The 15,891-nt window shown below is 40.7% G+C and carries 15 protein-coding genes; 1 reads left to right on the top strand and 14 read right to left on the bottom strand.

The features are described from left to right. Positions 1-14 precede the first annotated feature (14 nt). Positions 15-1,529 (top strand): glucose-6-phosphate dehydrogenase, encoded by a 1,515-nt coding sequence (gene zwf / locus AC1XUO_RS06745; protein ID WP_483329006.1) that lies wholly within the window; start codon positions 15-17, stop codon positions 1,527-1,529. 89 nt (positions 1,530-1,618) lie between these two features. Here zwf and AC1XUO_RS06740 read toward each other — a convergent pair whose 3' ends face one another. From AC1XUO_RS06740 to AC1XUO_RS06675, 14 genes are all read right to left on the bottom strand, one after another. Continuing rightward, a complete protein-coding gene (locus AC1XUO_RS06740) occupies positions 1,619-2,248 on the bottom strand; it encodes an HD domain-containing protein (protein WP_483329005.1) in 630 nt (209 codons plus the stop codon). A gap of 261 nt (positions 2,249-2,509) precedes the next feature. Next, entirely contained in the window at positions 2,510-2,950 is a 441-nt protein-coding gene (locus AC1XUO_RS06735; RefSeq protein WP_483329004.1) for a PepSY-like domain-containing protein, read from the bottom strand. A gap of 60 nt (positions 2,951-3,010) precedes the next feature. Next, positions 3,011-3,838, bottom strand: a complete 828-nt coding sequence (locus tag AC1XUO_RS06730; RefSeq protein ID WP_483329003.1) for an HAEPLYID family protein — start codon at positions 3,836-3,838, stop codon at positions 3,011-3,013. Positions 3,839-3,910: 72 nt separating this feature from the next. Next, entirely contained in the window at positions 3,911-5,176 is a 1,266-nt protein-coding gene (locus tag AC1XUO_RS06725; RefSeq protein WP_483329002.1) for a sensor histidine kinase, read from the bottom strand. Beyond that, positions 5,173-5,850: a response regulator transcription factor gene (locus tag AC1XUO_RS06720; RefSeq protein WP_483329001.1), complete on the bottom strand. Its 678-nt coding sequence runs from the start codon at positions 5,848-5,850 to the stop codon at positions 5,173-5,175. Before AC1XUO_RS06720 ends, AC1XUO_RS06725 begins: the two co-directional genes overlap by 4 nt. 234 nt (positions 5,851-6,084) lie before the next feature. After that, the gene (locus AC1XUO_RS06715; protein WP_483329000.1) at positions 6,085-7,530 is read right to left on the bottom strand and encodes a hypothetical protein; all 1,446 of its coding nucleotides are present in this window, start codon (positions 7,528-7,530) and stop codon (positions 6,085-6,087) included. A 105-nt stretch (positions 7,531-7,635) separates the two neighbouring features. Next, positions 7,636-8,199 carry a DUF4136 domain-containing protein gene (locus AC1XUO_RS06710; RefSeq protein WP_483328999.1) on the bottom strand — a complete coding sequence of 188 codons (564 nt, stop codon included), beginning with the start codon at positions 8,197-8,199 and terminating at the stop codon, positions 7,636-7,638. A gap of 84 nt (positions 8,200-8,283) precedes the next feature. Continuing rightward, on the bottom strand, positions 8,284-9,798 hold the full coding sequence (locus tag AC1XUO_RS06705) for a Do family serine endopeptidase (RefSeq protein WP_483328998.1): 1,515 nt from the start codon (positions 9,796-9,798) through the stop codon (positions 8,284-8,286). A gap of 463 nt (positions 9,799-10,261) precedes the next feature. Then, positions 10,262-10,642: a hypothetical protein gene (locus AC1XUO_RS06700; protein WP_483328997.1), complete on the bottom strand. Its 381-nt coding sequence runs from the start codon at positions 10,640-10,642 to the stop codon at positions 10,262-10,264. A gap of 170 nt (positions 10,643-10,812) precedes the next feature. Further along, complete coding sequence (locus AC1XUO_RS06695; RefSeq protein WP_483328996.1) at positions 10,813-12,066, bottom strand: sensor histidine kinase; 1,254 nt, start codon at positions 12,064-12,066, stop codon at positions 10,813-10,815. Next, positions 12,063-12,740, bottom strand: coding sequence for a response regulator transcription factor (locus AC1XUO_RS06690; RefSeq protein ID WP_483328995.1), 678 nt, complete (start codon positions 12,738-12,740; stop codon positions 12,063-12,065). Before AC1XUO_RS06690 ends, AC1XUO_RS06695 begins: the two co-directional genes overlap by 4 nt. A gap of 63 nt (positions 12,741-12,803) precedes the next feature. Continuing rightward, positions 12,804-13,652: a ThuA domain-containing protein gene (locus AC1XUO_RS06685; protein WP_483328994.1), complete on the bottom strand. Its 849-nt coding sequence runs from the start codon at positions 13,650-13,652 to the stop codon at positions 12,804-12,806. Between the two features lie 119 nt (positions 13,653-13,771). Further along, on the bottom strand, positions 13,772-14,677 hold the full coding sequence (locus AC1XUO_RS06680; RefSeq protein WP_483328993.1) for a magnesium transporter CorA family protein: 906 nt from the start codon (positions 14,675-14,677) through the stop codon (positions 13,772-13,774). Between the two features lie 95 nt (positions 14,678-14,772). Then, entirely contained in the window at positions 14,773-15,540 is a 768-nt protein-coding gene (locus AC1XUO_RS06675) for an Ig-like domain-containing protein (protein WP_483328992.1), read from the bottom strand. Between the last annotated feature and the right edge of the window lie 351 nt (positions 15,541-15,891).

Genomic DNA, 15,891 nt, shown 5'->3' with positions numbered 1-15,891 from the left:
AAACCAACGACATCATGTATTCAACACTTAAATCACAGCCGACAATATTTATTATTTTCGGTGGTACCGGCGACTTAAATTCACGTAAACTGGCACCGGCGTTATACAATCTCTTTCTGGAAGGCTGGCTTTCGGATGATTTTGCCATCATAGGCACAGGTCGTACGCCACTTTCTGATGACGATTTTAAAGAAAAAATTCTCGAAGGGATAAATTCGTTTTCAAGAAGCGGAAAAGCCGCAGACGATAAATGGGCAGAGTTTTCGAAGCATATTTTTTACCAGGTTTCAGACATCAATGACCATGAAACTTATAAAGAATTCGGTTCAAGAATTGAAACGCACAATACTCAATGGGGAAAGAAAGCCAACGTGATTTATTATCTGGCGGTTTCTCCAAATTTCTTCCCGATTATTGCTGAAAATATCTCAAAAAGTAATCTGGCGTCTGATCCTGAAAAAACGAGAATCGTCATCGAAAAACCTTTCGGTCATGACCTTGACTCAGCCGTCTCGTTAAATAAACTTCTTTCAGGGATTTTTGACGAAAAACAGATCTATCGTATCGACCATTATCTCGGGAAACAAACGGTACAGAATATTATGGCTTTCCGTTTTGCCAATGCGATTCTGGAACCGATCTGGAACCGAAATTATATCGAGCACGTACAAATTTCGGTAACCGAACAACTTGGCGTTGAAGAACGTGGTGATTATTACGACGGCTCGGGTGCTATGCGCGACATGATCCAGAATCACTTATTACAACTGCTTTGCCTTGTTGCGATGGAGTCCCCGGTGAGTTTTGACGCAGACGAAATTCGCAATAGAAAAGTAGATGTATTAAAAGCGATGCGAAAATTTACACCGGAGGATGTTCGTTTATCGGCAGTTCGGGGACAATATGGTAGTGGTTGGATGAAAGGACAGGAAGTACCGGGGTATCGCGAGGAACCAAAAGTCAACCCTGAATCGAATACCGAAACCTTCGCCGCAATCAAGTTTTTCGTAGATAACTGGCGTTGGCAGGGAGTTCCTTTCTACGTACGTACCGGAAAAAGGTTACATCAATCGGCGTCTGTCATCACCATCCAGTTTAAAGATGTGCCGCATTTTGTCTTCCCGAAAGAAGCAAATGAAAGCTGGCAGCAAAACCGCCTTATCATCAGTATTCAGCCGGAAATGAGCATACGTTTGCAGGTTCAGGCGAAGCGTCCGGGACTGGATATGTACCTGAATGCTGTTGACATGGTTTTTGATTATAAGGGAACCTATACCGAACAGGCTCCGGAAGCTTATGAAACTTTGCTACTGGACACCATGCTTGGAGATCAGACGCTATTCATGCGTGGCGATCAGGTTGAAACTGCCTGGGAGTTGATCATGCCGATTTTAAATGCATGGCAAGGACGAAAAAGTCTGAACTTTCCAAATTATTCTGCCGATTCATGGGGACCGGAAATCGCCGAAGCGCTTATCGCGAGAGACGGTTTTCACTGGTTTACATTGCCAATAAAGAGCAAGAAATAATTCGATATAATGAACAAAAAAATAGGGGAGAAGCTGATGAGCTCTCCCCTATTTTTTATCAATTACTTAAAAGATCACGTTCTGTTATATTAATTGGGCGTCTGTGCTTTCATTAAAATTCCTCTTTCCTCCTTACGTTTTAGTCGTTCCAGATTTTTCCTTTTCCCAAATTCCAACAATTCACGTCCGTATCCGGTTTTAAAAAAATGTGATTCCAGCAGGCAGATCGTCGCTTTTCGCCATTTTCCATTATCAATTTTGCAGCCCATTTTTCGTTCAACTTCTTCATGCATAAGCATATCTCTTTCTGAAAATTGCTCGGTTCCGAAGTGATATAAATCAGCATCACACATAATTTGCTGCAAAAGATTTTCAGGTTTTTGTGGCATCACGGTTGCCATGATACACCTGTGGATTTCCAGAATAAGATCTTGTTCAACACCTACATTCTTTAAAAATCCTGCTGCCATGTCAGCGCCGCGTTGCTCGTGACCACTTGGTTCGCCTGTATAATATCCGGTATCATGAAACCATGCGGCAGCAACAACGATAAAAGTATCTCTATCATTTAATCCATAATGATGTGACATTTTCGCGGCATGCGTGACAACATCCAGCGTATGAGCATAATTATGGAAGGTAAGGGTCGAATCCTCCTTCGCGTCATAAAACTGCTTTACATGTTGCTCAATCACATCTAGAATTTCCCTGTATTTCATATTCTGGAAATAAAAATCGACCTCCGACCATGTACGTTATTCTTCTGAAAAACCATATCATATTTATACAAATCCTGTACCAATGTGCAGCGAAAACTGTATTTCTTTTTGAATTTATGAATACAGAACGTACTTGTCAAGAAAAAATTTTTCAATCTACTGTTGCCAGTCTAAAATTCCGAAAAAAGATGTCATTACAATAGATAAACACGAAATTTTCTAACCAGATTTTAATTTGTTTGGCAACCACGGTTTTTTTAATTAATTATCGACCTTCTTACTAATCAACTTTCCATTTTTGTCGTAGGTAATATCTAGTTCAGATCCCGGGTTTTTAAGTTCAACCTTGTAAGTAACCACACCCGCGTTATCGGTCTTATTCGAATCGTGAATTTTGTAATCTTTGTAGTCCTTATTGATTGACGCTAAAACTTCTTTCGGAAGCTGCTCCGATTTTATTTCTTCCTTGTGTTTGACAATCTTGCCGGATTTTTCCAGCCATATTTCATGATCATCTTTCCCGATTTCAAACTCCGCTTTGAACATTTCTGCTTTCAACTTCCATTCAACATCAACCGCTTTTGGAAATTTTTGTTTAAATGTGTTTAGCACCACGGAGGGTACCTCTGTTTCTTTTAGATCCTGACCGAAACTAACGGATGTGTAAAACATACCGACGGCAATAAAAAGTAACTTTTTCATATCATTAGAATTTGATTTAAACAAAATAAATATTCGATTCCGGAAAGAAACTGGAATCCTTCACTTTCTTTTTCTAGGAGGCTCAAATATCACACGGGCCAGGAAACTAATACCATGATCATCTAAATTTACAGGAATTCCAGTCACCAAACCAAGTGCAAGATTTGAGGTTATCATCAATTTCACCTGCGGTCTTACCACAGTTGCAGCTTTCCATCCGGCATACTCCTGATTAATTTCCAAACCGATGAAATTCCCTTCCTTCGACAACTGGTAATGCATACTTGCATTGAGTTGATAATACCGTTCCGATTTTTTTTCACCCGACGTGAATTCCCATTCCGGACCTGTATATATCATCGAGTGAATACGTTTTCCCCATCGTTTGGCTGCGACAAAAAACGGACTCATACTGTGTCCTTTTAAAGGTGCCGAACCTTGTCTCAGCGTGTAGAAGGAATGCATTCTGAATTCATGAATATATCCAATCGCCATCGATAAGTTGTATTTTGGGGCGACCAAAAATGTATATTGAGATGCCAGCTTAACACCTTCCACTCTATTTCTCGGAGCTGGCTCTCCCTTTTGATGTTCAAATTCGGGCTTATAAAATGTAAACGGAACCTCTATTTCCAACCCTAACCTGTTCACCGGAGAAAATTCGTACTCCATAAATCCTGTGTTCGCAACGAACCCTTTCTGATCTTCCATACCCCAGCCCACGTTCAGTTCTTTTTCACCTTTTCGTGCACCCAGGTCCCGAATCAGATCGATGTATAATGGCTCTGCATGGTGAATTTTATCCGGAAGTCTTGACAAAGTATCAGATTGTCCAGATGCTGCTGAACAGGTTACCAACGCCAGAATAATTTTGATGATGTGTTTCATACTTTTAACGTTTGATAACACAATGTTAAAAGTCAAAACCGGAAAGACTTGGTAATTGAAATACTTCAATTTTTAGTTGAAGGTTACCGTCATTTGGTGTCCTGCGTCAAAATTATAGATAACCGATAATCCGTACAGATCGGAAATAGCCTTCACGATCGCCAGTCCAAGCCCGGTGTTATTTTTCTCATTCGATTTTTTATGAAAACGCTCAAACATTTTCTCCGCGTCCAGGGCCACTTCGGCTCCCGAATTATAGATTGTGAAAGAATTCCTATTGATAACGATCTCAACAGTTCCGCTTTCATGATTATGTACGATTGCGTTTTTCAGGAAATTGGTAATGAAAATTCCTGCGAGATCTTTATTCAAATCAGCATCCAACTGACCGTTTTCCCGTAGAGAAATTCGAACATTTCTAAAGTCTGCAAAGTCCGAGAATTCGTTAATCAGATTTTTAAAGATTGCGTTGATATCAACCTGCTCGTGATCCCGAAACTGTTTGTTTTCGATTTTTGATAACAAAAGAAGGGATTTATTGAGCCGTTTCAAACGTTCCAGGGTTTGTATCACTTGCCCGACGGCTACCAGGTTATTTTCAGTCAGATCTTCTCGTTCAGACAATAATTCAAGTTTGTTGATACTGATCGCAAGTGGCGTTTGGAGCTCATGCGAGGCATTTTCGATAAATTGTTTTTGCCCTTGATAAGTTTCGAGCGTGCGGTTGAGCAATAAATGAACAGCCTCATTCAATTCTCTAAATTCTTTGACCTGAGTTTCAACAGGGGTAACAATGGGATCTTTCCCTAGCTTAAATTGTTTCAGCTGATCCAAAAGCAGATAGAAAGGTTTCCAGGTTTTTTTCAGCATAAAATTGTTGACAACCAGTACACTTGCGATCATCGCAACATACAGCCAAATCAACGAATAAAGAAGATCTTCGATCAGATCGTCTTCCTCCACCATAGAAGAAATTACCTTCAACTCATAAAATTTATTGTTAAGGGCAAACGCCGAAGTGAGCATTCTGACAGGCTCGTAATCTTCCTCATTCAGCATATACATGAGCGTATCCTGATGGACATCCCTCCTTAGAACTGCAACAGATTCGGGTATTTCACGAATCTCATAATTACTTTCTGCGAATTCCTTTTTGTTCAAAATACTGGAATCTTCCTCTGCTTTTTTAATAATCAGAAGTTTATAATTTTCCAATCCGTCGTCCAGACTGTCATATACTTCATCGAGCATGTTGATATAGAAAATTGCTGCCCAAATACTGATGATAGCGAATAACGTTATGGACAAATACTTTAGAGTATGATTTAGCAGTTTCATACTACAACCAGTTTATAACCCAATCCATACACCGCCTGAATCTCTATACCGGCACGACTTTCTTTCAGTTTTTTACGAAGATTTTTGATCTGTGAATAAATAAATTCATAGTCATCCGCCTCATCCATGTGATCTCCCCACACATGTTCAGCAAGTGAAGTTTTATTTACCAACCGATTCTTGTTAACTACCATATAGTTGAGAATGTCAAATTCTTTGCGGTTCAATTGCAATGGCTGATTGTCAATTTGTAAAGTACGGTCATCCAGATCCAGTCTTACATTGGCTAACTCGACCGTATTTCTCCCACCAAAAGTTTTTCTGCGTAAAACGGACTTTATACGTGCGTTTAACTCTGCGATATGAAACGGCTTGGTAAGATAATCGTCGGCACCCAGTTCAAGGCCTTTCAGTTTATCGTCAAGCGAATCTTTTGCAGAAATAATAATCACATTATCAGACTTATTCAGGTTTTTCAACTCTTGCAAAATATCAAGTCCACTGCCATCTGGCAGCATGATGTCCAGCAAAATACAGTCGTAGTCAAACGCTATTATCTTGTCCAGTGCACTGCCAAAATCTTCCGCAGTTTCCACACGAAAATTTTCCTTTTCCAGAGACTGACGGATTACTTCCATCAATTCAGTTTCGTCTTCGATAATCAGTATTTTCATAACCCGTAAATATCAAAAACAAAACTGGAAAGAATTGGGAAAAACCTGTTTTTAAAAAAAATTGATAACATCAATATATTTCCGCAAGTGATTTAAGAGTAAATTAGATTCTGGAAAATTCAACTTCCCAAGTAATCTTAGGTTAGGGTCAGTCAATAGTACTACACAAAAATAGGTAGCCCCAAAGTGACTACCTACTTCCATTCTCAAACCTATTTTTTCAGCAACAAATCCTTATCTACGTCCTCCACGGGCACCGCCTCCACCGCCTCTGGACCCACCGCCGCCATAAGAACCGCGACTATACCCTCCGCCATTAGAACGACTCCGGAAATTATTTCCACCATTGTTATAACTTCTGGGGCTATCGTTATATGTTCTTGGCGCACTGTAAGTTCTGTTGTAGGCGCCTTGTCTCTGCATTGTACGCGATCCCCGCGAATAACTGCGAGGAGCATTGTTATAAGTTCCTGGCGAAGATAACCAGTTCGACCGCGCTCCCATTTCAGGATTGTAATGTCGTCCTGCTGCTCCTATGAACCCATTTCTTGGGGAAATATAACGCCCCCGCGAAATATAATGGTTGCGGTAATAGTTGCCATAAGTCCGGTACAAATGAGGATAATACCGATAAGCTCCGCCAAAAAACCATGACGAAAAACCGAGTGTTGGGAAACCATATCCGTACAAACCCATTCCATAATACATGCCTCCACCAAATCCGAACGCACCGGGGTACCACATGGCTGAGCCATACCAAGAGGGATATCCAAACCAATACGAATATGGATTGTTGTAATAATTGATCACCTTATCGCCTGTGGGTGCAGGATAGCTGTATCCTTTGTTCTGCGCGTATTGCTGGGCCGCCTCGTCGTATTCACGTTGGGCCTGAGGATCCTGCGCTAATTCCTGTTTGTAATTATCCAGATCCTGTTTGTTTTCGGCTTCTATCTTATCGTGCGCATCAGCAAGTTTTAGACGCGTACCCTCCGGATCATTTCTATATTCGTCCCCTAAACGAGCGGTTAAATCGTTATGATCATTCAGAATGGACAAAACATCCGGCATTTCCTGCAAAGCCTTGAATGCGTCCTGAGCATCAGAATTTAATGGTCTGATCAAGTCTGAGAAAGACGTTATGGCTCGCTGATTCAAATTGTCAACTACTAACAGATCTTTATGGTGACTGCGATAAAGTTTCCAGGCAGCTTCCTGCAATTCTTTTGAAGGATTATTCAGCACGCCATAAATTTGGTCTTTCGACTGTTTCCGAGGCAAAGTCGCCAGCGTATGCATCAATTCCGGATACCGGGAAATCTCGTAAAACCAGTTTTGTTTTTTCTGAGAATATCCCTGAATGGTTGTCTGAAACCCCTGGGTTGTATATTCCCTAATACGCGCCACCTTTTCCAAAACTTCCGGATATTGCGTGGCAATCAGAATGTTATTTCGTACATCCTCACTGTAAGGCGCAATCGTTGGAATGATGCTTTGTTCAACCGGTCCTGCCTGCCGGTTTTCATATTGCTGACTGTTATACCCCTGGTCTTGGCTATATGCTGTAAATGAAAAAGTGAACATTGCCAGTCCGGCAAAAATAGTTGTAAACAAGCGATTATTAGAGGCATATTTCCCGATTAAAATTTCGCTGGGATAACCTTCTGTATGCGATTTCATGAGTCGTTTTGTTAAAATTTAAACTACCTGATAACCTTTAACATTTTAAAATTACAACACGATTCTGTTGAAATTTTGTAGTTTAGATCAGTATTTAATCAATTACTAAGACTGACGAATTGGGAAGCTTTTCATCAGCTTTCTGACCCCCTTGTTTATTCTTTTATCCAGGTTATTGGGATTGGTCACATCACCCGAAATAGCTCTTTGCCAAACAATTTCTCCGGTTTTCGCATCGACAACATCCAGGATCAACGTTCCGTCTGTGCTTCTCGTTGAAGAAGGAAATCCGCCGTAACCATAACCGCCATAAGGTATTCCCCACCCAAATCTCCCCCAGCCCATCGCGGGATATCCCATCATCGGGTATCCTCCATAATAATTTCTACGAACACGCTGCGTATACGTATGGAACTGCAAAAGGAAATCCGGATTTTTCGTTTCTCTCACCAGCCCCTTTCCGTTCAAAGCCTCATCGAACGCCCGTTGTATCCGCTGCCGGGAATAGGTGCTGCTATACATTGGATTTTGATTCGTCTTCATGTCCGGTACAATCCAGTTATATGTCTTAACCGGAGCACTTTTAAATACTTCCCTTTGCGAAGTATTAGCAAAAACCACACTGCTTAACATGGTAAGCAATCCCAACAAAATCAGGCTCTTTTTCATTTTTACGATGATTAAATTTTTACGATTTAAAAAAATAAACATAGCATTCGTGTAGGGGCGGACACAAAGCCCGCCCGGCCAACATCACAAACCAATCGCATAATATTGTGTTTCCTGACTTCCCGGATAAACCCCCTCAATCATTACCCCACCTCTTTTACCTTCCAATGCTTTCATTGCCTGCTGCACGTTCCCTACCGGTGTTTTATCTATTTTAGTTATAACGAATCCGTCCTGCATGTCAGTATTCTGACGCACTTTTCCTGCATTAATTTGGCTCACCTGCACGCCTTGTTCAACATCCCACGCTCTTTTTTGCTGAGTAGTAAGATCCTGCAATTCAATTCCCAGATTATCCAAAGTCTGTACTGATTTTTCTGCAACCAAAGTTCCTGAACTGCTTTTTAAGGTAACGGCAATTTCCGTATCAGCGCCTTCGCGGTTCACAGTCACCAAAACTTTGTCGCCAGGCTTATGCTGTGCGATCGCTTCCTGCAATTGCGCAACGCTGTTGACATCATGTGCGTCAATTTTAGTGATGACATCTCCGACTTTTATCCCGGCGTCACGTGCTGCACTTTGGTCTGAAAAATTTTCGATCCGAACACCATCACTTACTTTCAAATCGAAAGATTTAACTTTTGCACCGTCCACTTCACTGATGCCTACGCCCAGATAACCACGCTGCACCGAACCAAATTTTGAAAGATCTTCAACGACTTTATGGGCAATACTGGCAGGAACGGCAAATGAATATCCTGCATAAGATCCTGTCTGGCTGGCAATTGCAGTGTTGATCCCTATTAAATTACCGTTCAGATCAACAAGCGCGCCACCTGAATTTCCGGGATTTACGGCCGCATCAGTTTGAATAAAAGATTCAATCGGAGCTTTTGAATTTTCTCCCAAAATATTAATACTGCGTCCTTTGGCACTGACTATACCTGCGGTTACAGTGGAAGTTAAGTTATATGGATTCCCAACGGCCAGAACCCATTGACCCACTTTCACATTTTCTGAATTTCCAAAAGATAAAGCGGGCAGATTTTTCGCTTCGATCTGGATCAGCGCAATATCAGTGTTTGGATCCGAACCAATTACTTTTGCTTTAAATGTCCGCTTATCCGCAAGCGTGACTTCCAGGGATTCCGCACCCTGGATCACGTGGTTGTTTGTAACAATAAAACCATCCGGATTAATGATCACACCTGAACCAGAAGCTTGTGGCTTTTCACCCCTTCCTCTTCCCTGCGGTGCGTCCTGATCAAAAGGGCTGCGACCGCCAAAAAAGTCCTTCAATTCATCCGGGACTTCCATCTGGCTCACATTTCTTTCTGCTTTCATTGTGGATTTAATATGCACAACAGCAGCTGTCGCTTTTTCGGAGGCAAATGAAAAATCAGCAGGAATCATTGCCACATTAGTTCCCGCACTTTTGTCATCCAGCCTGGCTTTGACGACCGGCATATTGGTTTCAACCCAGTTGGTAAGTGTATCTGATTTATGGAAGTGTTCATAAGCTGCGAAAGAAGTACCGCCTAAAAAAGCAAACGCCAAAGCAACAGGAGCTAATTTTTTAATATTTTGTTTTTCGAACATGACTACAAAATTTAATATGTTGATAGATGAATAACTGACCGTGGAGTGTCCACAAGTAGTCCAGCTGAAACTCTTTTCTGCGCCTTTACCACGATTGTTAATTCAAATTTGCAACACGATCCTGTTGTAATCTTGTGGGGATTCTGAAGAGATTCTGAAGTTTGATAGAAATTGAAGAAAAACTAAAAACTGGCGAAAATAAATGAAGACGCAAGAGTGGAAAACTCCGGCAACAGTAAACTACCCTTAGACCAGTTCATGGCACTACGGATAGCAGGTAATTCGCCAGAAAATTGATTGGGTTTCTGCTCAAAATAATGAGGGTACGGTATCAGGTGGGAGCTGCTCGATTTTAGGGTCAGCATGTCCTTTGCAATACCAATTACAGAGTCGACCCGGAAATCATAGGATAAAGGATGATCAGAAATATCCGGGATTTGACCGACCCGCATTAATTTGATACTCAGTTATGGTTCAAAACAGCAAGCACTGCTCTCTTTGCCAGTTTCGCCATTTCCTTTGTGATCGAAGGGTTTGCCGCAGCTCTAAATTTTTTCCGGACGCTAACACCTGCAAAAGGTTTATCATTATTGGCAGCAATAAATTCACCAGAAATTTCATTTCTTTTTATCGAGTGCCCGGTATTTGCATTTCTGCCCTGAGTAATGGCTTCATTTTTTTTATCCTTTGCCGTTTCCATTCTAATCATCCTTTTTCCGCCCGAAGAAATATTCTCTACTGAGCCAACTGTATTCTTGATGCCAATTTTTATACCATCCCGAACATACTCCGATCCGCCATAGGCTACTTCATCTTCCCTTAATTCTTTGGGTTTCTCGCTCATGATTTCCAGCATTAAATTTAAATATTTCCAAAAACTACAAAATATTTAATGCCCTCCAAAATCCTACCACAACTTCGATTAAGATATTCTAAATGAGCATATTTAACAAAAAAAAGGAAGGTTAAAAACCTCCCCCTTTCCTTTGTTATTAGCCATGAAAAATCTTTATATCACCAACTCACGGTCAGAATGTGCCATTCGTCGTCTATGTCATATTTTAGGTTCTGCCCGTTCACTTCGCAAATGGTTTTTACTAGTGCCAAACCAAGGCCCAGTGAAGCAGATAACATACTTTCTTTGCGAAAACGTTCAAAAAGCTGCTCAGGATTCGCATTCAGAGGTTTGCCGGTATTTCTTATTGATAACATTCTTTCGCGTAAGATAATAATAATCTTTCCTTTTTCAACGTTATGGCGAATTGCGTTTGTCAATAAATTATTTACAAGAATTTCTGCGAGTGCCGGATGCATTACCGGACCGACCTGCTGCAAGTCCGTTTGGATACTTAACTCTCTTTGCTCAATCAAATCTTCCAGATCTCGGAGTTTACTGTCGATTATCGGCACCAGATTTACAGGATCTGATCCAGCTAAAAACTGTCGGTTCTCTATTTTGGTAAGCAATAATAATGCCTGATTCAAACGCCCCAATCTGTTCGCCGCTTCGCTTACGCTCGATAATGCGATCAATTGCGATTCCGTAAGTGACTCATCCTGAAACAATCCTTCAATTTTAGAAAGAATAACAGCCAAAGGCGTCTGAATCTCGTGAGACGCATTTTCAGTGAATTCTTTCAGGTTTTGATACGCAGTGGTTACCCGGCTCGTAAGATGTGTCACAGATTGATTCAGCTGATCAAATTCCAGCGTTTCCTGTGGTTCAAATCTCAAAGTTTCATGCTGCTGAATCTGGTAGTCGTCCAATTTCCCCAACGTTTTATAGAAAGGTTTCCACAATCGTTTTGAAAGCCAGCTGTTTAACAGCAAAAGTGAAACCAGCATCAGGGTTACAATAAAAGTTACAGTCATCACCACAGCTTCCATGAGATGTTGCCTTTGCAGTAACATTTTACTGATGGTCACGCGATACCATCGACCAAGAGCCCGTTCATAAAAAACCAGCTGTCGGTATGGTTGTACTTCATTTTCAGCCAAATTAAGCATTGACGTTTCCCGTATAAAGGATCTTCCCGGATAACGCACAGGTTCCAGCTGTAAACTATCTCCGAGCTGCAATATGTATACTGGTAAAGTTTCGAGATGTTTTAACTGCCAGCGAACTTTCACCTGGCTCTGAAATAATTCCTTATTAGCTTCACGATCAACCAGATACCGGACAGATACATAGAACAAACCTGCTCCTAAAAAAAGGACCACCATGGACGTGACCAGTTGATAGCGCAGGATCTGGACTAATAATTTCATTGTTCGCTAAACTTATAACCAACACCATAAATTGAACGAAGGTAATCCGGACAACCTTTGTCCATCAGTTTTTTTCGGAGGTTTTTAATATGGGTGTAAATAAAATCGAAATTATCCATCAGGTCAGCGTCGTCTCCCCAAAGATGTTCAGCAATAGATTCCTTTGTCAACACGCGGTTTTTGTTTGCGATCAGATATATCAAAAGATCATATTCCTTCCGTGTCAAAATAATTTCCTGATCATCCACAGAAACAAAATGCTCTTGTGGTTCGATCACAATTTTCCCAAACCTGATCTGCTGATTTCCTTGAAAATTCCGTCGTCTTATCACCGCCTGGACCCTTGCATTTAGCTCAGACAAATGAAAAGGTTTCGTCAAATAATCATCCGAACCCAGATTCAGACCCTCGATCCGGTCATCAAGCGAATTCTTTGCTGAAATGATAATGATGCCCGTCTCAGGAAATTTCTTTTTCAACTCCCTGACTGCATTCAAACCGTCTCCGTCCGGAAGCATAATATCAACCAGGACACAATCGTATTTATAAATATTTATCTTCCCGATCGCCGATTCATAATCATTCGCCCATTCACAAATGAAATTTTCGCGCTGGAAATAATTCTGGATACTGGTAGCCAGCGCTTGCTCGTCTTCTATGAGTAATAGCTTCATGACCTAAGATTTTGTACAAAAAAAGCGACCAATTCTGGTGTAATTCTGTACTTATTGAAAATACTAGTTTTTCACGCTTCCAAGCCACAATAGTCCGTCAACGATCAGTTTGTTTTGAATCTGATTATCAAAAGTATACGACAAAGTTTTGTTCGTTTTATTTTCATAGTCAATGTCATTATGCCCCATATTCAAATATAACATTTTGAAATTTTTGTTCGTCCACACCACCGGATAATAACCACTTAGCCAGATTTCATGCTGTTTTGGTCCGGTACCCAAAGGAAAACTTGTTGAATCGATTGATAAAAGAATTTTTATATCAGGATTTTTTCGGAGGTCGTGCTCCCAGCGATACCATTCATTCGGAGAGGAATTAAATGTCATCGGTAAATTTTTTGTGGCTGGAAATTTGGAATCTTCCACACGAAGAATCGCAGAAGTAGGTCGCCAGGTATTGCTGGCATATTGGCCGGAACCAAGAAATATTTCATGATACCAGTCCCAATCCTGGTTATAGGTCGACGGAGTCAGTGCAAACGCAGCAAAATGAAAGCCCATCCAGGCACCACCATTTTCCATATATTTTTGAAAAGCTGCCCGCTGTGCAGGCGCCTCCGGTCTCGTATCCAGGAAAAGCACTACCTGATATTTCGATAGAAATTCAGCATTCAGATTGCTCCAGTCCGAAGTGGAATCATAAGTAAAATTATTTTCAAGTGCAATTTTTGGAAAAAACCTGTTTGCCTCGTGCACATAACTGATATGTGCCTGATCGTTTTTGGCGGTATAAAAAGCTACCACTTTGAATTTTGCTTTCTTGCTCTGCGCGAAGCAGTCTGAGGGATAAAAAGCTATCAATAAGAATAAAAAAGTGGCCAACCGCGCAATTCGATTGATTGAAAATTTCATCGTATTTTTTCTATTCATTTAAGTTTAGGAACACAGAGCAGCGTTGTCAAAACGAATGGCCAGGTTTTGCAATTTAATAGATTATATCTAAAACAAGTTCATCCGCATTTTCCCTTCGTTTACAACCAGCCACGTTTTTTAAACCAATAATAAATTCCCACCGTGATAGCTGCCATAAGCAGCATCACACCCGGATAACCAAATTTCATTTTCAGCTCAGGCATAAATTCAAAATTCATCCCGTAAACGCCAACGATGAAGGTCAAAGGCATAAAGAAAACCGAGAAAATGGTCAAAACGCGGATTGTTTCGTTGGTCCTTTGCGACGATAAGGAGAAATAAATATTTAAAAGATGATTCGTATTTTCAAAAAGTGTATCGTAAATACTGTGCAGTTTTACATACAAATCCCGTGTATCTCTTGTGTAGGTATTCCCTGGCTGGTTGTCGATTTTGTCCACAATCTCAAAAGTTAAAATCAGGATTCGACGCGTCACATCAACCTTTCTTTTTAGATAATACAACTTTTCCAGCAGAGAACTTTTTCTATTTTTAAGAAACATGCTCGTCTCAGAAACTTCAATTTCTCTGTTCAGATGTGTAGCGTGACTGTCATACGTTGCAAGGCCAGTTTTGATAATTTCATTCAAAATATGGTGTGTCGTTTTACAATTTTCAGACTGCAAATACTCTTTTTGAATTTCTTCCGACTGCGGCCATGGTTTTTTATGAATAGTGATAATCCGATCTTCCTTCAAGAAAATGGATACCTTGTCTGTTAGTTCCCGAACAGTGTCCGCCTGACTTGTAACCTCCTCAGTATGCATTCGAAAAATAATAAAAATGTCACCTTCATTGCCAACGATTTCATATTTCGGAAGATGATCCGGCTGCATGCAGTCATTCACAGAGGATTCGTGCAGATTATATTTTTTGGCAATTTCATGCAATTCATCCGGATCCGGATCTGTAACATCCAGCCATTCAAAAGGGTGATCAGGTTTTTCTGCAAGTACTTGAATCATGAATTTTATAAGTTTACGACAAAAAAAGTCAGGTAGCTGAAATGTTTCCCATTTCCGCTACCTGACTTTAAATTATACAACTATTATTCCAGCATTTAAATACCTTTAAAATTTGCCTTAATCCTTTTCAATTCGTTTTTAAAGACTGCTTTCAAGTTTTGCTCGTAGGAAGCGGAGGTCCGAAGAGCACCCGACGAAAACGGCACATAAATCGCGACCAAACCTAATTGTTCTTCTTCCAGAAAGCCAACGACGACTTTATTGTTAGTAAAATAATAAATCGATTGATCCTCTCCCACATAGTCATATCGCTCAGCCAAAAACTTGACTGCCTCATCGGCTACGACCTGGGTTTCAGTGAAGGCGAGCAACGAATGCGTCAGTGCATTTTTTGTAAAAAGATAAGCAACTCCTCTCAGCTTGGCATTTTCCCCTTTGTATTCAATTGCAGAGGTATCCTCTCCCACAAGCGCACGCTTCTCCTTAGCTTTAATCGCTGCCTGGTTCGAATTAAAGTCTAAAACCGGTTCCGTACATAAAGTGCTGTATGGGTCGATGGTCACTTTCGATTCAACAGTTGTTTTACCATCCGTCGATACCGCCTTAATTGTCGTTTGCCCGATCCGGCGGCCTGAGAATTTGCCACTTTGATCGATCCTGCCGACAAGCGTATCACTTGATGTCCACTTGAAATTCGTAGCACTCACTGCTTCCGTACCTTTTTTCAGGGTATATTGATGCGTCTCGTCAAAATGCAATTTCAAGTCGATATCACTCAAAACAGTAGCTGGCTCAGCATCCTCGTCCTTTGAACAAGCAACCGATAATATAGCCAGAAGTAAAAACAAGGATAATTTTCTCATAGTGAAAATGTTAGGAAATGAAGAAATGTAATAATATAAATAATTACGTCAAAAAACTAGTCGCTGGATAATTGCAATACAAATTCATTTGCCAATGGATTTATTTTATTTAGAAACCTTCTTTGTCTTAACAAATTCCTTGGCTTCCCTGGAACAATCCTGGAAGATCACAGAGAGGTATTTGCCCGTGCAATGTCAGAAAAGGCACTCATAAGTGAATCTAACATTTTCGGTATTCAGGCCCGTCAATTGACGACAGTCACCGACCTATGTGACGACGGTCATACTTATAACTTCCCCACTAGACGAACTTTACGTCACCTAAAAAACAAAACATAAATAATCAATATC

The organism is Dyadobacter sp. HNCC25DJ186 (assembly GCF_056895235.1).
The sequence above is the reverse complement of the archived record's forward strand: the minus strand, read 5'-3'. Positions and strand labels throughout refer to the sequence as shown.